20 protein-coding genes are annotated in these 18,075 nt (G+C 72.9%); 4 read left to right on the top strand and 16 right to left on the bottom strand.

Annotated features, from left to right (window positions below; all coding sequences use genetic code 11):
- Positions 1-116: 116 nt before the first annotated feature.
- The 10 genes from AA23TX_RS32815 to AA23TX_RS32770 form a co-directional block, all read right to left on the bottom strand.
- Complete coding sequence (locus tag AA23TX_RS32815) at positions 117-1,106, bottom strand: Acg family FMN-binding oxidoreductase (RefSeq protein ID WP_196425630.1); 990 nt, start codon at positions 1,104-1,106, stop codon at positions 117-119.
- 355 nt (positions 1,107-1,461) lie between these two features.
- Entirely contained in the window at positions 1,462-2,364 is a 903-nt protein-coding gene (locus AA23TX_RS32810; RefSeq protein ID WP_155546603.1) for a universal stress protein, read from the bottom strand.
- Positions 2,361-2,972 (bottom strand): CBS domain-containing protein, encoded by a 612-nt coding sequence (locus AA23TX_RS32805; RefSeq protein WP_155546602.1) that lies wholly within the window; start codon positions 2,970-2,972, stop codon positions 2,361-2,363. Before AA23TX_RS32805 ends, AA23TX_RS32810 begins: the two co-directional genes overlap by 4 nt.
- An 82-nt stretch (positions 2,973-3,054) precedes the next feature.
- The gene (locus tag AA23TX_RS32800) at positions 3,055-3,504 is read right to left on the bottom strand and encodes a hypothetical protein (protein ID WP_155546601.1); all 450 of its coding nucleotides are present in this window, start codon (positions 3,502-3,504) and stop codon (positions 3,055-3,057) included.
- On the bottom strand, positions 3,501-4,412 hold the full coding sequence (locus AA23TX_RS32795) for a universal stress protein (RefSeq protein WP_155546600.1): 912 nt from the start codon (positions 4,410-4,412) through the stop codon (positions 3,501-3,503). Before AA23TX_RS32795 ends, AA23TX_RS32800 begins: the two co-directional genes overlap by 4 nt.
- A complete protein-coding gene (locus AA23TX_RS32790) occupies positions 4,396-4,545 on the bottom strand; it encodes a hypothetical protein (protein WP_196425629.1) in 150 nt (49 codons plus the stop codon). The genes AA23TX_RS32795 and AA23TX_RS32790 overlap by 17 nt, the downstream gene beginning before the upstream one ends.
- A 13-nt stretch (positions 4,546-4,558) precedes the next feature.
- A complete protein-coding gene (locus AA23TX_RS32785; RefSeq protein WP_155546599.1) occupies positions 4,559-5,968 on the bottom strand; it encodes a DUF4389 domain-containing protein in 1,410 nt (469 codons plus the stop codon).
- On the bottom strand, positions 5,965-6,477 hold the full coding sequence (locus AA23TX_RS32780) for a flavodoxin domain-containing protein (RefSeq protein WP_230862830.1): 513 nt from the start codon (positions 6,475-6,477) through the stop codon (positions 5,965-5,967). Before AA23TX_RS32780 ends, AA23TX_RS32785 begins: the two co-directional genes overlap by 4 nt.
- A 50-nt stretch (positions 6,478-6,527) precedes the next feature.
- Positions 6,528-7,139, bottom strand: coding sequence for a CBS domain-containing protein (locus AA23TX_RS32775; RefSeq protein ID WP_155546597.1), 612 nt, complete (start codon positions 7,137-7,139; stop codon positions 6,528-6,530).
- Positions 7,140-7,158: 19 nt separating this feature from the next.
- Positions 7,159-7,965 carry a universal stress protein gene (locus AA23TX_RS32770; RefSeq protein WP_155546596.1) on the bottom strand — a complete coding sequence of 269 codons (807 nt, stop codon included), beginning with the start codon at positions 7,963-7,965 and terminating at the stop codon, positions 7,159-7,161.
- A gap of 137 nt (positions 7,966-8,102) precedes the next feature.
- On the opposite strand from AA23TX_RS32770, the gene AA23TX_RS32765 reads away from it, so the two are divergent.
- Positions 8,103-8,720 (top strand): hypothetical protein, encoded by a 618-nt coding sequence (locus AA23TX_RS32765; RefSeq protein ID WP_230862829.1) that lies wholly within the window; start codon positions 8,103-8,105, stop codon positions 8,718-8,720.
- On the opposite strand, the gene AA23TX_RS32760 is transcribed toward AA23TX_RS32765, so the two are convergent.
- The 3 genes from AA23TX_RS32760 to AA23TX_RS32750 form a co-directional block, all read right to left on the bottom strand.
- Positions 8,711-8,902 carry a hypothetical protein gene (locus tag AA23TX_RS32760; RefSeq protein WP_155546595.1) on the bottom strand — a complete coding sequence of 64 codons (192 nt, stop codon included), beginning with the start codon at positions 8,900-8,902 and terminating at the stop codon, positions 8,711-8,713. The genes AA23TX_RS32765 and AA23TX_RS32760 overlap by 10 nt on opposite strands.
- A gap of 15 nt (positions 8,903-8,917) precedes the next feature.
- Entirely contained in the window at positions 8,918-9,730 is an 813-nt protein-coding gene (gene ppk2, locus AA23TX_RS32755) for a polyphosphate kinase 2 (RefSeq protein WP_155546594.1), read from the bottom strand.
- Between the two features lie 168 nt (positions 9,731-9,898).
- On the bottom strand, positions 9,899-12,205 hold the full coding sequence (locus AA23TX_RS32750) for a heavy metal translocating P-type ATPase (protein ID WP_230862828.1): 2,307 nt from the start codon (positions 12,203-12,205) through the stop codon (positions 9,899-9,901).
- A gap of 165 nt (positions 12,206-12,370) precedes the next feature.
- Between AA23TX_RS32750 and AA23TX_RS32745 the strand changes: the two genes are divergently transcribed.
- Entirely contained in the window at positions 12,371-13,381 is a 1,011-nt protein-coding gene (locus tag AA23TX_RS32745; protein WP_155546593.1) for an Acg family FMN-binding oxidoreductase, read from the top strand.
- A gap of 293 nt (positions 13,382-13,674) precedes the next feature.
- On the opposite strand, the gene AA23TX_RS32740 is transcribed toward AA23TX_RS32745, so the two are convergent.
- Together AA23TX_RS32740 and AA23TX_RS32735 are read right to left on the bottom strand one after the other, a co-directional pair.
- A complete protein-coding gene (locus tag AA23TX_RS32740; protein WP_155546592.1) occupies positions 13,675-14,310 on the bottom strand; it encodes a CBS domain-containing protein in 636 nt (211 codons plus the stop codon).
- A gap of 2 nt (positions 14,311-14,312) precedes the next feature.
- Positions 14,313-15,197 carry a universal stress protein gene (locus AA23TX_RS32735; RefSeq protein ID WP_155546591.1) on the bottom strand — a complete coding sequence of 295 codons (885 nt, stop codon included), beginning with the start codon at positions 15,195-15,197 and terminating at the stop codon, positions 14,313-14,315.
- A 149-nt stretch (positions 15,198-15,346) separates the two neighbouring features.
- Here AA23TX_RS32735 and AA23TX_RS32730 point away from each other — a divergent pair, with 149 nt between their 5' ends.
- Positions 15,347-15,697 carry a hypothetical protein gene (locus tag AA23TX_RS32730; protein WP_230862827.1) on the top strand — a complete coding sequence of 117 codons (351 nt, stop codon included), beginning with the start codon at positions 15,347-15,349 and terminating at the stop codon, positions 15,695-15,697.
- Between the two features lie 14 nt (positions 15,698-15,711).
- Here AA23TX_RS32730 and AA23TX_RS32725 read toward each other — a convergent pair whose 3' ends face one another.
- Positions 15,712-16,713, bottom strand: a complete 1,002-nt coding sequence (locus tag AA23TX_RS32725; protein ID WP_155547456.1) for a zinc-binding alcohol dehydrogenase family protein — start codon at positions 16,711-16,713, stop codon at positions 15,712-15,714.
- Between the two features lie 527 nt (positions 16,714-17,240).
- Here AA23TX_RS32725 and AA23TX_RS32720 point away from each other — a divergent pair.
- Positions 17,241-18,047: a universal stress protein gene (locus AA23TX_RS32720; protein ID WP_155546590.1), complete on the top strand. Its 807-nt coding sequence runs from the start codon at positions 17,241-17,243 to the stop codon at positions 18,045-18,047.
- Positions 18,048-18,075 lie beyond the last annotated feature (28 nt).

Raw genomic sequence — 18,075 nt, 5'->3', positions numbered from 1 at the left:
CGGCCAACCGAGGGGTGGGCCCGAAGGACCTTGCAAGCCGCGAATCTCGATCGCGCTCATCGGGTGACCTCCGGGACCGTGCGGTGCTCAGCCGAGACGAGGTCGCGTGTGCGGGTTCATCGGAGTCCTCCCGTGGGGCCGCCGGGCACCACCTCGCCGAGCGGAAGCCGGGGTGACGGTGCCGCCGGGACGGCGGGGTAGCCGAAGCGGAAGATGGCCTGCGGGACACCCGGGAGCGCCAGTTCCGAAACGAGGCGTGCCCGGAAGCCGGTCAGGTGCAGCGGCTGGGTGAGTACCGAGCCCACGAGTGCCTTCGCCGTGGCGGTGAGCCAGATGCGCTGCAGGGCCGCACCGGCTGCGAGGTGGTCGGCGGGCGCGTCGCCGTCGGTGCAGACGACCAGGAGGTTCTCCGCGGCCAGCCGCTCGGCGAGCACGACGTCGTCCGGGACCGGGGTGTCCCGGCGGACGAGTCCCGCCACCGGCAGGGCTTCCGGGCTCATGGCGTCCTCGGGAACGCCGTCGCCGATCGCTCCCCAGCCGTGCGTGTGCGCCGTCCACAGCTCCAGCTCGCGCTGGTAACCGCGGTCTTCACGGAGCACACGCGTGGCGAAGCCCAGCAACTCGGCCAGCTTGTCCAGCCGGCCGGGTTCGACGACGTGCACGCCCGTGGTCTCTCCGGACGCGGCCACCGCCGTGCGAACGCCTTCGGGCACCCGGCTGCCGAAGAACGCGCGCCGGTGGCTGCGGCGCCGGGCGATGGCGTGGTAGAGCGCGAAGTCCCGGGGCGAGGCCGGGCGGGGGCGGCCGATCGTCACGGTCGCCACGACGTCTGCCCGACCGCGGTACTCGACGTGGCAGTCCCGGCCGAGTGCGCGTACCGCGAGCTCGAGGTCGGTCAGCGCAGTACCGCAGGACAGCATCCGGTCCCGGCCGAAGGGATCTTGCCGGCACAGCTCGATCCCGGGCCGTTCCAGGAGGTCCACCTCGGTGCCGCGGACGCCCAGCTGCCACGGCTGGCTGTTGTGCACGGATGGCGCGCGGCTGACCGCCCGCGCGAGGAAACCGATCTGCTCGGTGGTCAGTGCGGCCGGTGCGGCGGCGGTCATCGCGATCACTCCCGTCGCGGAGTCGGACGCTCCGCCCTCCCCATGGTCGCCGCGGCCGCGGGACCGGCACCGGAGCACAAAGTCCCCCGCTCCAGCGGAATTCGTCCCCTAACCGGACGCCGGACGCACGATCGCGGCAACACCCGAGGAAGGAAGGCAAATCATGAGTACTCCCACTGGCCGCTTGCTCGTCGTCGGCATGGACGGTTCACCCCGCGGTGACACCGCGCTGCGGTGGGACCTCGACGTCGGCCTCCACGCCGGCGACGGTCCGGTGACGAGCATGGCGTTCAAGTGGTGGGCGAGGATGCCGGGCGAGTGCGGCCGAGCATCGCGAGCCGGGCGCCGGGCGCGGTTACTTCCGATCCGGGCGGACGACGAGCACCGGGCACTGAGCGTGCTGGACCAGCGCCTGGCTGGTCGAACCCAACACCATCCCGGTGAAACCTCCACGCCCGTGGCAGCCGACGACCACCAGCTGCGCGGTTTCGCTCGCCTCGAGCAAGACGTGCCGCGGCCGGTCGCGGACCAGCTTCCGGCTGATCTCGACGTCGGGGTACTTCTCCTGCCAGCCTGCCAGCCGCTCGGTCAGCAGCCGCTGCTCGTCCTCTTCGAGGCTTTCCGGCTGGGTGAGGATGCGGGCGGTGCCACGGGTGTCGTCGTAGGTGACGTCGTTCCAGGCGTGCACCGCGACCAGCGGCACACCCCGCAGCGACGCCTCTTCGAACGCGATGGCGATGGCCTGTTCGCTGTTCGGGCTGCCGTCGACGCCGGCCACGACCGGTCCCGTCTCCGGGACCACCGTGGACTTCTGCCGACCGCGGACCACCGCGACCGGGCAGTGCGCATGGGCGACGACCGAAGCCGCGGTGCCGCCGACGAGCATGTCCGCGAACCCCCCGGTCCCGGTCCGGCCGACGACGAGCAGCCGCGCGTGTCGCGACTCGTCGATCAGCATCGGCACCGGCGGATCGTTGGGCAGCTCGGTGACGATGACCAGGTCCTTGTCGATCGACGCGGCGAGGGCGCGGGCGTCGGCGATGGCGCGTTCGCCGTCCGCCTGGACCGCCTCGAACAGCGTCGCCGCGCCGATTCCGGTCATCCCGCCGCCGTAGTACAGACCGGCGACCTGCAGCCCGTGCACGATCTTCAGCTCCAGGTGGCGCCGGGAAGCGAGGTTCGCCGCCCAGACGACGGCGGCGGTCGACCCCGCCGAGCCGTCCACGCCCACGGTGATCCTCGGTTCGGTGGTGCTCATCGTGTCTGCTCCTCACCCGCATACGCGGTGTCGGCGGCGACGACACCGGGCACGGCCAGCGCCAGCAGCTCGGCGACGTGCCGGTCGGTGTCGTCGTCGAACTGGTCGGTGATGTGCACGCAGCCATCGCGGACGTCGACGTGCCAGCGGCCGCTGCCGCCGTAGATCTCCAAGCGGTGCTTGACGTCCCGGGCGATGTCGACGTCCTCCCGCGCGAGCACGCGCACGATGTCACCGCGGGTGACGATGCCGACGACCGCCGAGCCGTCGACGATGGGCATCGCGCGGATCCGGGCGTCCACGAGCGCCTGGCAGAGGTCGGCGATGTCGGTCCCGGTGCTCATCGCGGTGGCGGGACTGGTCATCAGGTCCCCCACCGTCTTGCCCGCGGACGTGGCTTCGTGGTGCTCGTGGACGTGCCGGGGATCCACCGGGATCCGGCCGCGGATCAGGTCGGCCTCGGTGACGATGCCGATCAGCCGGTCGTCATCGTCGACCACGGGGAGGGCGGTGAAGCCGTGCATCGACAGCAGCTCGGCCGCCTCCTTGGCGGACGTCCACGGGTGCACGGTGATCACCGGCGCGGTCATCAGGTCGCGTGCGCGCATCGGGGGTTCCTTTCGTGTCACTTCCCAACCTAGGAAGGGGGGACCCGGTTCACCGCTGGCGTCGGTCACCGGTCGGGAGGACTTACGTCCTTCGCGCGATCACGTCCCCCTGGGACCGTTGTGGTCGTGACGCTGCCAACCGGCGCCGGGCAAGCAGCGCGAGCCCGAGCAGGACGACCACCAGCCCGGCGGTCACCCACTGCACCGGAGCGCGCACGCCGATCACGGCGAACTGGATCGCCAGCCAGCCGGTGAGCACCGCGCAGGCGGCCAGCGCGGCACTCGGCGCGCGGAAGTCGGCCCGCCACGCGAACACCGACGCCCAGGCGAGCGTCCCGCCGATGACGAGTGCCAGTGCGATCCCGGGCAGCACCCAGCTGGTCAGCCCGAGCGGCGCCAGCCACGCCACCGGCATCGTGAAGCCCGGCGCGCCGGCGACGAGCGAGATGCCGCCGTACACCGCGCTCGCGGCGAACAGAGTTTCGAACGTGGCCAGCAAGCGCATCGTGGCGCGGGTCCGCAGGGTGGTCACGTCCCGCTGCCGGTTTGCTGAGGTCGGACGACCGCCACCGGGCACGGCGAGTGCGCGATCAGCGCTTGGCTCGTCGAGCCGAGCAGCATGCCGGTGAACCCGCCGCGGCCGCGGCAGCCGACCACGATCAGCTGCGCGTGCTCGCCGCGTTCCAGCAGCGTCTGTACCGGGCGCCCGCGGGTGACCTCGAGCTCGATCACCAGGTCCGGGTACTTCCGCTGCCAGCCCACCACCTGCTCGGCCAGCTTGACGCGCTCCTCCGCCGCGATCTTCGCCGGATCCTCCTGCAGCGGGTGCGCCCGGAGCATGCCGTCCGCGAGGACGTCACTCCAGGTGTGCACCGCGATGAGGCCGGTGCCACGCAGCCGCGCCTCTTCGCAGGCGAACGCGATCGCGGCCTCGCTGTCGGGCGAGCCGTCGGCGCCGACGAGCACGGGTCCGGCGTCCGGCGGCGCGTCGTGCAGGGTCCGGCCGCGGGCCACCACGATCGGGCAGTGCGCGTGTGCCGCCACGGCGACGGCGGTCGAGCCGACGAGCAGGCCGGTGAAGCCGCCCAGCCCGCGTGAGCCGAGCACGATCAGTTCGGCGTGCTGCGACTCCTGGACGAGAGCGGTGACCGGGCTCCACTCCCGGGCGGCGGTGGTGACGTCGAGACCGGCGTGCTCGGCCAAGACCGCGTCCCGCGCTTCGGCCAGCCAGCCTTCGGCTCGCTCGGCCAGCCCGGCGCGGACCTGCTCGTGTGTGCCGAACGCGACCGGAGCCTTCACCGGCGGCAGCGCGTAGATCTGGACGAGGCGAAGCGGGCGGCCGCGGTGGCGGGCCTCGGCGCCCGCCCAGACGGCAGCTTGCACCGCCGAGGACGAGCCGTCGATCCCGGCGACGATCGCGCCGTCAGTGAACCCGGACATGGCTGTCCTCCTCGTGGATGAGCTGCTGAACCCGGTCGAGGCGGGCGCGGGCCCGCTCTTCTGCGGCCTGCTCCTCGGCGGCGGTCAGCACCTCCGCATCGGGTCCGGGGAAGTCGCCCGGCTGTGCGTGCATGGTGGTTCCTTCCTCACATGTCCACAGTGGACGGCTCGGGGATGGTGGGGGTACCCGGTCGCCGCGAGGCGCGGTGGACGGCGATCCCGATCAGGAGGGCACCGGCGGCCAGCACCACGGCGCCGGCGATCAGCAGGCCGAGGGCGATCCAGCCGAGCCCGGGTGCGGTCGCCCCGGCTTCGGCGCGCACGGAGATCCCGCGGGAGCCGTCGGCGTTCATCACGACGGCGGTCCACTGCCCGTCACCCGCCGGCCAGGACAGGCTCTGCGCGCCCGGCCCGGCCGCGGCCGCGGTCCACACCCCGGCGTCGCCGGGCGGGGTGGCCGGCGCGCCGCCGGGGTGCACCCGGTCGCTCGCGCGGTTGTCGGCCACCCCGCCCACCGTCGTGTATTCGGTCGAGGCCAGGTAGCCGGCGACCTCGGCGGATCGGCCGATGCCCACGAAGACCGGGCGGCCGTCGATGGCGGTGGCGCGGATCCGGACGTCGCCGATGGCCGCCACGGCGTCCGGCGCGCCGGGCAGCTGCACCGGATCGGTCGTGACCGCGTAGCCGCTCGCCACCAGCGTCGTGGCACCGGTGAGGTAGCCGTCGGCGTCGCGCTGGGTGCGGTCGGCCCACAGCGCGGCTCCGCCGCCGGTCAGCAGGCCCATCGCGCCGAGTACCAGCAAAGCCCCGGACACCACGGCGGCGATCCGCCCGCCGGTCCAGCTTCCCGGCCGGACCGGGTGCGGCTGCGGGTGGGGTGGCTCGTGGCCGGCTTCGGTGCCACCCATGTCGAGCCGGAACGGCGGGTATTCATCGGTCATCAGCGACACGTAGGCCGCGACCCGCAGGACCCAGCGGTCCATGCCGAGCACGAAGTCGAAGATCGGCCGCGGGTAGCGGCCCGTGAACAGCAGCACCACCCCGGCGACCAGCACCAGCACGCCGACGAGACCACCGGCCGCCCAGTTGAAGCCGTCGTCGCTGCCGTTGCCGAACAGCAGCCAGCTGCCGCCGCCGGCGAACAGGCCCACGATCACGAGGTGCGGGATGGCCAGCAGCCACCACTTCACCAGCACCAGGCCGCGCGAAAGCTTTTCGGGGTAGGTGATTTCGAGCCGGGCCGGATAATCCGGAACGTCGGCGAAGGTGAACGGCGGGTACCGGTCGGTGCCGAGCGCGGCGTAGGAGTAGTACTGCACCCGCCAGCTCCAGCGCAGCACCCCGGACGTGAATTCGAAGAGCGGACGCGGGTAGCGGCCGGTCACGAGGATGGCGAAGAACGCGGCGATCGTGACGAACGGGTAGGCGAACCACAGGAACGCCAGCACGACGTAGTGCGGGACGGCCAGCAGCCACTTGACCAGCCACAGCCCGCGGGAAAGGGGTTCGTCCAGGGTCGCTTCGACCCGGACCGGGTAACTGCTCGGAGTGGTCATGACGCGGTCCCCGCCACTTCGGCCGTCGCCAGGCTCACGCCGATCTCCCGGCCCCAGGCCCGAATCGACGGCCAGTCGCGGTAGTCGCCGTCCTTGACCCGCAGGGCAGCGACCATGGCGCGTTCCGGCAGGTGCAGCGAGTGACGGTCGAGCTTGCCACCGAAGAGCCGGTGCCCCCGGGCGCCGAGCCGCATGACCACGTCGGCGGCGTTGCCCGGTTCGTCGGCCGGGTCGCCCCGCTCGCCGACGGGTCCGCTGGAGAACACCCAGACCGGAACGCGGCGGAGTTCGTCCGCGAAAGTCTCCGCGAACTTCGCGGCCGGGTCGAGCCAGTGTCCCATGTAGACGGCGGACCCGAGGACCACGGCGTCGAAGCCGTCGACCGAAGTCACCAGGCTCGCGTCCCGGACTTCGACCTCCGACCACACCCCGGCGTCGGTCAGCGCGGTGCGGGCCGCGGTGGCGATGTTCTCGGCGATTTCCCTGGTGGCGCCATGCCGGCTGGCCACCGCGACAAGTATTCTCATGCTCCAAGCCTCGCGCGGCCGGGCCGTCCGGCTTAGGGGCCAACGGCCCCGCGGGACTCGCCGAAAGTCACCGAGGTCTCTTCCCAGAGCTCGACGCCGACCACACCGTGGACCGTCTTCGCCAACGCGGTCACGACGCGGCGCTCGGCCTCGTCAGTGAACGCACCCCGGATCGTCACCATGCCGCCGGTGACGGAGATCGTCCACCGGTCACGATGACCGGCGTAGTCGGACAGCAGGGCGTTGAGGTGCGAGGTGATCGAGTCGTCCTGGCGCACCAGCGGGCTGAGCATGTCGCGGCGGCTGACGATGCCGACGAGCACGCCGTCGTCGACCACCGGGATGCTGCGCAGCCGGTCCCCCAGCATGCGGCGGGCGATCTCGGTGACGTCGGTGTCGAGGCCCACCGTCTCGGCGGGCGACGTCATCGTGGAGCACACCAGGACGTCGGGCGCCGGGCCCTTCCCGGCGACACCGCTGCGAAGGGCGTCTGCCTCGGTGAACACACCGAGCACCGCGTCGTCCTCACCCACCACCGGCAGGGCGGCGACGCAGTGTTCGGTGAGCATTACGATGGCTTCGCGGACCGGGGTTCCCGGGCCGACCCGCACGACCGGCCTCGTCATGATGTCGCGTGCCTTCATGGCGGTTCCTCACTTCGGTTCAGTGCACGACCGCGACCGGGCAGGCCGCGTGCGCGAGCAGGGCGTTCCCGGTCGAACCCAGCACCCCGCCGGCGACCGGACCGCGGCCACGGGTGCCGACGACGATCAGCTGGGCCGCGGGCGCCGCCTCCAGGAGGGCGTGCGAAGGGTTCCGGTTCCGCACCGCGTGGGAAGAGATCGTCAGCGCCGGGTACTTCCGCGCCCAGGTCGCGACGCGCGCTTCCAGGCCCCGCTGTTCGGTGGCCTCGGTGCCGTCGGGGAAGGCGTGCACGACGAGCACCGGCGCGTGGCGCGCCGAGGCCTCGTCGAGTGCGAACTGCAGTGCGTGTTCGCTCGACTCGGTCGGGTCCAGCCCGACGACCACGGGACCACCCGGACGGGCGTGCCCCCGCACGACCGCCACGGGGCACGCGGCTTCTGCGGCGACCCGCAGGGCCACCGAGCCGATCAGGGCACCCCGCAGACCACCCAGCCCGTGGGAGCCCAGGACGACGAGGCCCGCACCGGCCGACTCGGCCAGCAGCAGGTCGACCGCTAGACCGAGCCGGACGTGCGTCTCGAGCCGAACTCCCGGAGCCGCCTCGCGGGCTATCTCGGCACCGCGGCGGAGCGCGCGGTGGACGTGCTCGAGCAGCAGTTCCGACTCGTGCGCCCTGGGTGGCGCCCCTTCGAAGACGCAGGCGTGCACCAATCGCAACGTCGTGTCGCGGTACGCCGCTTCCCTTGCAGCCCAAGGAATCGCGGCGAGCGAGGCCGCCGAGGCGTCCACCCCGGCGACCACCGGCCGGGTCGCGGTTGCACTCATCGGACTCCTCCTGCCATCGCGGTGTTCTTGCGGCCAGCATGACGTGCGGGCGTACTCACCGGTCAGAGCACGAAGTCCCTTTCACCGGGGACCAAATCCGCCTGCCTTCTCCGGCGACGTTCGCCGACGCTGGGACGATGACCGGACCTGACCTCTTGATCGACCACTTCCTCCCGCACCCGCACTTCGAGCTGGTGCGCACCGCGATCGTCGACGCGCCGGTGAAGGAGACCTACGCCGCCGCACGCGAACTCGACTTCACCGATGTCCGCGGCGGGATCGTCTCCGTCGCCGGCTGGGTGCGCACGTTGCCCGAGCGCCGGCACAACCGGCGGCACGGCCCGCCACGGCGGCCGACGCGGCTGACCCCCGACGACCTCGACGCCGACTCGGAGTGGGTCCTCCTCGGCGACCGGCCGGGCAGCGAGTTCGCCCTCGGCGTCGCGGGCAAGTTCTGGAAGCCGGTGATCCCGTGGCGGCGCGTCGAAGCCGACGACTTCGCCGGGTTCGGGGAACCCGGCTACGGCAAGATCGTCATGGCCGTGGCGGTTCTCCCGTACGGCCCGCACCGCACGCTGCTGACCGTGCACACGAGGGTCGCGATGACCGACCCGGAGAGCTGGCTGAAGTTCCGCCGCTACTGGCGCGTCGCACGGCCCGCGATCGGGTCCGTGCACACCGCCCTGGTCCGCACAGTGGCCGCGAACGCCCGGCAGCGGGCGCTCGCGGCCTACGCGCGCACCGATCAGGACTGAGGCTCCCCCACCGGCCGCCGGGGCTCGTCCTCGGCGGCCGGGACAACGTCCTCCTCGTTCTCCTTGATCGCGTGGTGTTCGACCGCGTACAGGTACGCCCCCAGCTTGGGACCGTGGCGTCCGCGCTCCGCGATCTCACGCCGCGCTTCGGCTTCGATGGCGGCCTTTTCCTTGTCGTCCATGGTTTTCTCCTCGGTTCAGCGCGGCACCAGGGTCGCCGCGTGGTCGGGAACGTAGGTCTGCAATCGCCGGTCCGGCCGGAAGTAACCGGTCGGTTCTGGGCGCGGCGGTAGCGAGACCGCCTGGCGGGGCACCTCGGAGTAGGGCACGCTGGCGAGAAGGTGCGCGATCATGTTCAGCCGCCCGCGCCGCTTCTCCTCGCTTTCGACTACGTGCCAGGGCGATTCGGCGGTGTCGGTGTGCACGAACATGTCGTCCTTCGCCCGCGAGTAGTCCTCCCAGTGCGTCACCGACTGCAAGTCGATGGTCGAGAGTTTCCAGCGGCGCATCGGGTCGTCGATCCGGGCCCGGAACCGTCGTTCCTGTTCGTCGAGGCTGACGGAGAACCAGTACTTGCGCAGCAGGATGCCGTCGTCGACGAGCAGGCGCTCGAAGATCGGGGTTTGCTGCAGGAACCGCCGGTGCTCCTCGGGGGTGCAGAACCCCATGACACGCTCGACGCCGGCGCGGTTGTACCAGCTTCGGTCGAACAACACGATCTCCCCGGCCGCGGGCAGGTGCTCGATGTAGCGCTGGAAGTACCACTGCGTGCGCTCTCGCTCGGTCGGGCTCGGCAACGCGGCGATCCGCACCACCCGCGGGTTCAGGTGCTCGGTGACCCGCTTGATCGTGCTGCCCTTTCCGGCGGCGTCCCGGCCCTCGAACACCACGACCAGGCGAGCTTTTTCGTGGCGCACCCACTCCTGGAGCTTCACCAGCTCTGCCTGCAGCCGCAGGAGTTCCTGCTCGTAGACCGGCCGCGGGATCCGCGCCTTGTTCTTGTGGGCCATACCTCGACGCTACGAAACCGGACTCGCAGCGGGCTGCGGCCGGACGTCGGCGCCGCTGGGGCCTTTGGTCCTTTCGTCGGAGGCGCTGCGGCCCTCCCGCGCCCGCACGCGGGAGCACGCGAGCCACCTTCTGTCCGGGCGCCCAGCCGGCAGGGTCCGCCGGTGCGCTCAGGCCGACGGAAGCGTGAAATACGCTTCCTCCTCCTGCGCGAAGTGCAACGTCAACACGGCGTCCAGCCCGTAGAGCGTGGCCCGGAGGTCGTCGACCTGGTCGGGCTGGATCCCGTCCGGCGCCTCCGCGAGGTGCCGCCCCAGCCGGCGGGCGAGCCGGCCGATCTCGGCGTGCTCGCGGCTCATCGTGACCGTGCCCTCGAGGCCGCCCAGCGCTCGGGCCAGCGCCGGGTACAGCTCGGACTCCTCGGCCTCTTCGTGCGGCAGCAACTGCTCGGTCAGCAGCCGTGCCGCCGTGCGGGCGGCCTGGTCCGCGGCCGGCGTCGCGCCGCCGGCCAGCGCGTCGGCCGCCTGCCGGACCGCGATCCGTGCGGGCAGCAGGCGCTCGTGCTCGGATTCGAACCGCCGGACCAGCCCGGCCGGTGCCGGGCCGCCGGGCTTCGCGCCCCGCAGCGCGCGCAACGCGTTCAAGATCACCGCGACGTCGATGGCCTCCTGCACCAGCGCCCCGGCGACCGGCACCAGGAAGCCCCCGGCAGCGGCGAGCATGGCCACGATCGACAGCAGTGTCCCGGCCACGGCGCTCTGCACCGCGAGCCGTCGCGAGCGGCGGGCGATCTCCGCGGCGTCGGCGAGCCGGTCCAGCCGGTCGTCGAGGATCACCGCATCCGCGGCCTGCGCCGCCGCGGTGGCACCCCGGGAGCCAAGCGCGACACCGACGTCCGCGGCGGCCAGCGCGGGCGCGTCGTTGACGCCGTCCCCGGTCATCACGGTCACCCCGAACGTGCTCGCGGCTTCGACCGCTCGAACCTTCTCCGCCGGGGTGACCTCGGCGTGGACGGCATCGAGGCCGAGCATCGCGGCCACCTCGCGCGCGTTGTCCACCCGGTCGCCGGTGAGCAGCCGGATCTCGCCGATCCCGGCCGCACGCAGCCGGCGCATCGTCCGGGCGGCATCGGCCCGGATCGGGTCCTTCGCCAGCAGCGCCGCGACGGGCTCGCCGTCGAACTCGACCCACAGCACGGAGGCGAGGTCGAGCCGGCCACGACGGGCCGCGCCGAGCGCCCAGGCCGGCAGGTCCGTCCCCGAGGGCGGGCGGCCCACGCTGACCCGGCGGCCGCGGACCCGGCCCCCGACGCCGGAGCCCGGCTGTTCCGAAACGTCCTCGGCCGGGGCCGGACCGACGCCGGCCGCGGCCGCGGCTCGCACCACAGCCGCGGCCAGCACGTGCGGCGAGTACTGCTCCACCCCGGCGGCGTGCTCGAGGACCTCGGTCACGTCGTGGCCCGGCGCGCAGACGACGTCGGTGATCTCGGGCCGGCCCCGCGTGACGGTGCCGGTCTTGTCCATCAGCAGCACCGCGGCCCGGCCCAGGGCTTCGAGCGCCGCGCCGTCCTTGACGACCACGCCCGCCTTCGACGCCCGGGACATACCGCCGGTGACCGCGATCGGGACGGCCAGCAGCAGCGGGCACGGCGTCGCGGTCACCAGCACGGCGACCGCGCGCCCGGCTTCCCCGGTCAGTGCCCAGGCCAGCGCGGCGATCAGCAGGGACGCAGGCAGGAACCAAATCGCGACGCGGTCGGCGACCCGGGCCACTCGCGCGGTGCGGGCCGCGGCCTGCTCGGCGAGGCGCACGACACCGGCGTAAGCGCTGTCGGTGGCCGCCGCGCTCGCCCGCACCTCGACCGCTGCCCCGGCGTTCACCACTCCGCTGTGGACGGTGTCACCCGCGGGCCGGGACACCGGCAGGGGCTCGCCGGTCAGCGCCGACTCGTCGAAGGTGCCGCCGTTGGGAAGCACGCCGTCGACCGGCACCACCTCGCCCGGCAGCACGACGATCAGCTGCCCGGGCCGCACGACGTCGACCGGCACCGTCTCGTGCCCGGTTTCAGTGCGCAGGTGGGTCACGCGCGGCGCGCGGTCCAGCAGCGCCGTGAGGTTCCGGCTCGCCCGCCGCCTCGCACCGGCCTCCAGCACCCGGCCGGTGGCGACCATCGCCGCGACGATCGCGCCGGCCAGGTACTCCCCGACCGCCACGGTGGCCGCCAGAGCGAGGACGGCGAGCAGGTCGGCACCCCAGCGGCGGGCGCGTAAGTCGGCCGCGACCCACACCACCGCCGGCACCAGCGTGACGGCGTCCGCGGTCGCCCACACGACGTTGGCGGCGGTGTCCGCGCCCGCCCACCACGCGGCTCCGCCGGCGGCCACGAGGACCAGGACCGCCGCGAGCAGCGCGACCTCGCGCAGCCTCGACGGGCTGGCCTTCTCCGCGTGGGCGAGCGGATCGGTCGGGTGCGGCACGGCTTCCTCCCGGCGGACGGATCGGACGTCCAGGGTCGGCCGCCCGCCGCGAGCGGAAAAGAGTCCAAGGGCCTCAACCCCGGCCTGGGGGGCGAAGCACTTCGGCTCTGGGAGGCCGCCGTCGCCCCGGCGAGCATGGAGACAACTCGATCCGAGGAGGAAGCGATGGACCAGTACCTACCCGACGCGTACACGGTGAGGGCGGCCATCGCACTGGCTGTCCGCGCACCGTCGGTGCACAACACCCAGCCCTGGGACTGGCGGTTCAGCGGCCGCACGGCCGAGCTGCGCGCCGACGCCGGCCGTCACCTGCGGAACACCGATCCCGACGGGCGCGACCTGCTCGTCAGCTGTGGATGCGTGCTGCACCACTTCGCCGTCGCGGCTGCCGCGCTCGGCTGGGCGGCCCGGATCGAGCGGCTGCCCGAGCCCGGTGTGCTGGCCCGGATCGTGCTGGTCCCGCACGACACCCGCGACGGCGACATCGCCCTGGCCGCGGCGATCCCTCGCCGCCGGTCGGACCGCCGCCGGTTCGCCGGGCGCCCGCTGCTGGTGCGCGACGAGGTGTTCCTCGCGAAGAGCGCCACCGACCACGGCGCGCTGTTGCGTTTCCTCGACGCCCCTTCGCAGCTGTCGGCGTTGACCGGCGCGGCCGTGGCGGCCCAGGAACTGCACCGGGCCGACGCGGACTACGGCACCGAACTCGCGACCTGGAGCGGCCGGCGCTACAGCCCCGACGGTGTGCCGGCGCAGAACGCGGTCCAGGCGGTCGCCTCCGCACCGCGCGTCCGCGACTTCGCCGACGCACAGCTCGCCGACACCGCAGAATCGGACGGTGCGGTCCTGACCGTGCTCGCCACCAGGAACGACGAACCGGCCGACCGGATCCGCGCGGGCGAAGCGGCCGGCGCGGTGCTGCTGACCGCGACCCGGCTGAACCTCGCGTCCTGCCTGATCACCGAGCCCTTGGAGCTGACGAGCACGCGCGGCCTGGTCCGCGACTGCGTCCTCGGCGGTGCATTGGAACCCCAGCTCGTCGTGCGGATCGGATACCTCCCCGAAGGTGCGGCACCGCTGCCGGCGACCCCGCGGCGCCCGATCGGCGAGGTGCTGCGGCCGCTCGCCCACCCGTACGGCGTGGGGCTTCCGGTTCCGGCCGAGCTGCGCGGCCGGTAGTACGGAGGGATTCCCACGAACCTCAAGGAACGACGCGCTGACCGCCGACCGCATCGGAGGCACCTGCCACCGGAATACATGTCGGCATGAGTGAGAAGGACCGCCACGTGGTGCCGAACCCCGAACGTGGTTGGGAAGTAAAGAAACCGGTGTGAGCCGAGCAAGTGCCCACGCGCGAAAGGACACTTCCCCGAAGGGACATGATCCGAACCCGCCGCGCGACGAGCACTGAACACGTTGCCTACGAGGAGGGCCGCCGTCCTCGTAGGACGGCGGCCCTCCTCCTAGGCGGTTCAAGCCACGTCGTTCCAGACGTAGTCCAGGCGGTTGCGCACCTCGACCACCCCGGACAGCTCCTCGATCAGCCGGGTCACCGGGTCGATGTCGCTGCGGCGCTCCACCCGGCCGACGACCGTGACGATCCCGGCCCGCACCTCGATGCGGACCCGGTCCGGCCCGAGACCGAGCTGATCCCGCAGCACCCGTTCGCTGACCTCGCGCTCGAGGTCGCCGTCGCCGCGGGTGAAGACCGCCACCAGGTCACGGCGTGCCAGCACGCCCGCCACCTTTCCGTTGCGCAGCACGAACAACCGGCGCACGCCGGTGCGCGCGAACTGCGCGGCGGCCGCGGCGAGCGTCGCCTCGGCGTCGATCGTGACGGCGGGGCTGGTCATCAGGTCCTTCGCGACGCACGCCGTGGCCTTGCGGGCCAGCCGGCGGTCGCGCCACCGGGGTTTGCGGTCCTCCCACAAGTGCGGCAGGAGGTCCGCCTCCGAAACGACACCGACCAAGGCGCCGGTCTTGTCGACCACCCCGACGGCGCTGATCCCATTGCCGGTGAGCAGCTGGGCGATGTCCTTGAAGGGCGTCTGCGCGGAAACAGTGATCGGATCGGCGGTCATCACCGCGGAAACCCTGCCGACGTTCATCTTCACATCTCCTTTTCGGTACGGACGACCATCACGGGGCAAGCCGCGTGGTGGAGCAGGGCCTGGCTCGTCGAGCCGAGCACCAGCCCGGTGAAGCCACCGCGGCCCCGGCTGCCGACGACGACCAGCTGTGCGTCCCGGCTCCAGTCGAGGAGACGAGCGCGGGACTTGTCGTGCTCGACGCGGCGCTCGACCTGGACGTCCGGGTACTTCTCTTGCCAGCCCGCCAGCCGCTGCGCGAGCAGTCGCCGGCCGGAGTCCTGAAGGGATTCGCCCTGGAAGGCGACGTTGCCGTCGCTGAACAGGCCGGCGGTGTCGCCGTCGTGCCAGGTGTACAGCGCAACGAGCGGGGCATTGCGGATCGAAGCCTCCTCGAAAGCCCAGGCGATCGCCGCTTCGCTCAGCGGGCTGCCGTCGGCGCCCACGACCACCGGGCCGTCGGCCTTCTCCGAGCCTCGCACCGTGACTACCGGGCAATGCGCCCTGGCGGCGAGGTCGACGTCGGGCGAGCCGCTGAACAGGCCCGCGATCGCCCCGACCGGCTCGCCGGTGACGAGGATCCGGGCTCGCTCCGAGACTTCGAGCAGGCCCGGAACCGGGCCGCGGTCACTCGCCTCGGTCGCGATCGCCAACCCCGGCACGGCGGCCTCGAGCGTGGCCCGGGTCTGCCGCAGCAGCCGGTCCGCTTCGGCTTCCTTGATGGCGAGCCAGTCGGACGGCGGGTACATCTTGCCGCCGAACGCGGCGTCTTCGTAGCCGTAGGCGGTGTAGATGAGCAGGGACGCGTGCCGGCAGGCTGCTTCCCCAGCCGCCCACAATGCGGCCGCCGCGGCGGTCTCCGAACCGTCCACGGCGACGACGATCGGCGGGTTTCCGGTTGCGCTCATGACGTGTTTCCTCCGGTTCCGGGGCTTCCGAACCGACGGTAGGACGCGCCTGTGCCCGGCGGATGCGGTCGTTCGTCCCCGCGTCCGGGGACTTTCGACAGCTCCCGGCGACCAGGCCACGGTCGCATCGTGAACGGAAGGAGGTTCCCGTGGTGCAACGCGAATGGCGAGACGCGGTGGCGACCGTACCGGTCCTGTTCACCATCGCCCTCTACGTCGATTACCTGGCCGATGCGAACGCCCTGTGGGTGCACGGGGCTCGTGCGATGGCCGTCACCGCACTGGTCCTGGGCCTGGCCGCCTGCGTGCTCGGCTCGTGGGTGTGGACCGGCGCGGCGAAGTGGCTCAGCGCCCCGCTCGGCACGGCCGCGCTGCTGTTCGCCGTCTTCACGCTCGTGACCGGCGACGGCGTCACGCTCGCCCTGCTGGTCGGGCTGATCGCGGCACTGTGGCTGGTCTCGACCGTCCGGCACCTGCGGACCCCGGCCGGGCGGCCATGACCGTCCGGCTGGTTTCAGCTCACCCGCAGCACGGCCGCGCCGTTCACCCGGTCCGCCGCCAGGTCCTCGAGCGCCTGGTCCGCCTCGGCCAGGGCGTACGGCACCGTGCTGACGCTCAGGTGGTGGGTTCCGGCGAAGGTCAGGAACTCCCGCGCGTCGGCCCGGGTGTTCGCCGTGACACTGCGCACCTGACGTTCCTGGAACAGGTGCTGCTGGTAGTTCAGCGGCGGGACGTCGGACAGGTGGATGCCCGCGATCGCCAGCGTGCCGCCGCGGTCCAGTGCTTCAAGCGCAGGCAGGACCAGCTCACCGGCCGGCGCGAAAAGGATCGCCGAATCCAGGGGCTCCGGCGGTGGCGCGGCGGCGTCCCCGGCTGAGACGGCGCCCAGCTCCAGCGCGAGCTTGCGGGCCTCGGCACTCCGGGTCATCACGTGGACGGTGGCGCCGCGGGCGATGGCCACCTGCGCGGTCAGGTGGGCGCTGCCGCCGAAGCCGTAGATCCCCAGCCGCCCTCCCTCTGGCACGTCCGCCCGCGCCAGGGCGTGGTACCCGATCAGCCCGGCGCACAACAGCGGCGCGAGCTCGTCGTCGGAGTAGCCGCCGGGCAACGGCAGCGCGTACGCCGCCGGGACCACCGCGAACTCCGCGTACCCACCATCGGCGTCCCAGCCCGTGTAGCGGGACTCCGGACAGAGGTTCTCCCGGCCGCGCAGGCAATACCGGCAGCGCCCGCAAGTCCCCCGCAGCCAGGCGACGCCGACGCGGTCCCCGGCTCCGAAGTCGGTGACCCCGTCGCCGAGGGCGACCACCTCGCCGACGACCTCGTGCCCCGGGGTGACGCCAGGCCGGTGAACCGGCAGATCACCTTCCGCGACGTGCAAGTCCGTCCGGCACACCCCGCACACGACGACCCGCACCAGCAGTTCGCCGGCTGCAGGGTGGGGCACCGGCACCGTCGACCGGTCCAGGGGACCCGAGGCCATCGGTCCGGGCCGGGTGACCCGCCACGCGGTCATCGTCGTCGGCAGGTTCGTCACGGCAGGCCTCCTCGCGGTCACGGCGTCCCCGCCAGGATGGCCGTCCCGCGGGTGTGCCGCGAGTTGCCGTGGTCCTCGTGACCGGGGACGTTCGCCCCTTCTTCCCGGCCGGCCGGGAAGAAGGTCGTGAATCGATCACCCCGACCCGCTGGGAGCCCCGCGTCCTGTCCCGAACCGCCCGGTCCGGACCGCCGCCCACGCCGAAACCGGAGCCGCCCCGGCGGTCCCGCGGCGGCTGGCTCCGCCGCTGAGGGCCGCGCGACCACGCTGCTGACCGGCACCGCCGGGCCCTCGACTCCCTGGCTGCACGGCTGCAGGAACGGGAGACGATCGACGGTGACGTGGTGCAGACCGTGCTGCGCGACGAGCTGACCCCGGTCGGCGAACAGGCGGGCTGAGCCGCCCGGCTGCGGCCGGAAGTCCTTCCGGCCGGTGACTTCCGGCTGCGGCGCCCGGCCGTGCGGCGAGCCTACGGTCGGGATACACAACCGGGTCAGGAGCCGCCCATGAGCGCCGCAGCAGCCACTCCGCCGATCGTCACCGGAGTGGACGGATCCGTCGAGTCGCTCGACGCCGTCCGCTGGGCCGCGCGCACCGCCCACCTGCACGGCGCGCCGCTGGAAATCGTGTACGCCCTCGACTTTCCCGCGTTGCTCGCCGGCGGTGTCATACCGCCACCCGGGGAGATGAAGGAAGTGTTGCGTGTCCGCGGCCGCCGATACCTTGTGCCGCGGCGGAACCCGCCGCGGCACAAGGCGTCCCGGACGGCGTCGCTGCTCGTGGTCGGGTCGAGCGGGCACGGCAAGCTGACCGGCCTCCTGGCCGGCTCGGTCGCCTCGGCCGCAGGCGCGCACGCCGCCTGCGACACCGTTGTCGTCCGGGGCGACACCTGGGACGAGCCGGGCGCGGCGGAGCGGCCGGTGGTCGCCGGGGTCGACGGTGGCGAAGCCAGCGCACGGATCCTCGCGACCGCGCTCGCCGAGGCCCGCGCGCGCCACGCTCCGCTGGTCGTGATCCACGCGGCGGCGGACGAACCGCAAGCCCGCGAACCGGACCGCGCGGCGCTCGCCGATGCCGGGCACCGGCTGCCGGCCGACCGGCTCCGCGACCTTGACACCGAAGGCGTGACGGTCGAAGAGGTCGTGGTCCAGTCGCACGCGCGCCGCGAGCTGATCGAGCGCAGCACGACCGCTCAGCTGGTCGTACTCGGTACCCGGGGCCGCGGTGGGTTCCCCGGGCTGCTTTTGGGGTCCACCGGTCAGGCCCTGCTGCACAACGCGGCCTGCCCGGTCCACCTGGTCCGCGGCGCCTGAGGCGGCCGAAAGTCCTCGCTGCGACGGG

It is taken from the genome of Amycolatopsis camponoti (assembly GCF_902497555.1).
Classification (GTDB): domain Bacteria; phylum Actinomycetota; class Actinomycetes; order Mycobacteriales; family Pseudonocardiaceae; genus Amycolatopsis; species Amycolatopsis camponoti.
The sequence above is the reverse complement of the archived record's forward strand: the minus strand, read 5'-3'. Positions and strand labels throughout refer to the sequence as shown.

Excerpts from the sequence above, each read along its gene's own strand:
- AA23TX_RS32815 (WP_196425630.1), bottom strand. The coding sequence starts at position 1,106 with ATGACCGCCGCCGCACCGGCCGCACTGACCACCGAGCAGATCGGTTTC.
- AA23TX_RS32785 (WP_155546599.1), bottom strand. The coding sequence starts at position 5,968 with ATGACCACTCCGAGCAGTTACCCGGTCCGGGTCGAAGCGACCCTGGAC.
- AA23TX_RS32805 (WP_155546602.1), bottom strand. The coding sequence starts at position 2,972 with ATGCGCGCACGCGACCTGATGACCGCGCCGGTGATCACCGTGCACCCG.
- AA23TX_RS32765 (WP_230862829.1), top strand. The coding sequence starts at position 8,103 with ATGACCGGACCTGACCTCTTGATCGACCACTTCCTCCCGCACCCGCAC.
- AA23TX_RS32775 (WP_155546597.1), bottom strand. The coding sequence starts at position 7,139 with ATGAAGGCACGCGACATCATGACGAGGCCGGTCGTGCGGGTCGGCCCG.
- AA23TX_RS32745 (WP_155546593.1), top strand. The coding sequence starts at position 12,371 with ATGGACCAGTACCTACCCGACGCGTACACGGTGAGGGCGGCCATCGCA.
- ppk2 (WP_155546594.1), bottom strand. The coding sequence starts at position 9,730 with ATGGCCCACAAGAACAAGGCGCGGATCCCGCGGCCGGTCTACGAGCAG.
- AA23TX_RS32795 (WP_155546600.1), bottom strand. The coding sequence starts at position 4,412 with ATGTCCGGGTTCACTGACGGCGCGATCGTCGCCGGGATCGACGGCTCG.
- AA23TX_RS32740 (WP_155546592.1), bottom strand. The coding sequence starts at position 14,310 with ATGAACGTCGGCAGGGTTTCCGCGGTGATGACCGCCGATCCGATCACT.
- AA23TX_RS32790 (WP_196425629.1), bottom strand. The coding sequence starts at position 4,545 with ATGCACGCACAGCCGGGCGACTTCCCCGGACCCGATGCGGAGGTGCTG.
- AA23TX_RS32735 (WP_155546591.1), bottom strand. The coding sequence starts at position 15,197 with ATGAGCGCAACCGGAAACCCGCCGATCGTCGTCGCCGTGGACGGTTCG.
- AA23TX_RS32720 (WP_155546590.1), top strand. The coding sequence starts at position 17,241 with ATGAGCGCCGCAGCAGCCACTCCGCCGATCGTCACCGGAGTGGACGGA.
- AA23TX_RS32810 (WP_155546603.1), bottom strand. The coding sequence starts at position 2,364 with ATGAGCACCACCGAACCGAGGATCACCGTGGGCGTGGACGGCTCGGCG.
- AA23TX_RS32770 (WP_155546596.1), bottom strand. The coding sequence starts at position 7,965 with ATGAGTGCAACCGCGACCCGGCCGGTGGTCGCCGGGGTGGACGCCTCG.
- AA23TX_RS32725 (WP_155547456.1), bottom strand. The coding sequence starts at position 16,713 with ATGACCGCGTGGCGGGTCACCCGGCCCGGACCGATGGCCTCGGGTCCC.
- AA23TX_RS32760 (WP_155546595.1), bottom strand. The coding sequence starts at position 8,902 with ATGGACGACAAGGAAAAGGCCGCCATCGAAGCCGAAGCGCGGCGTGAG.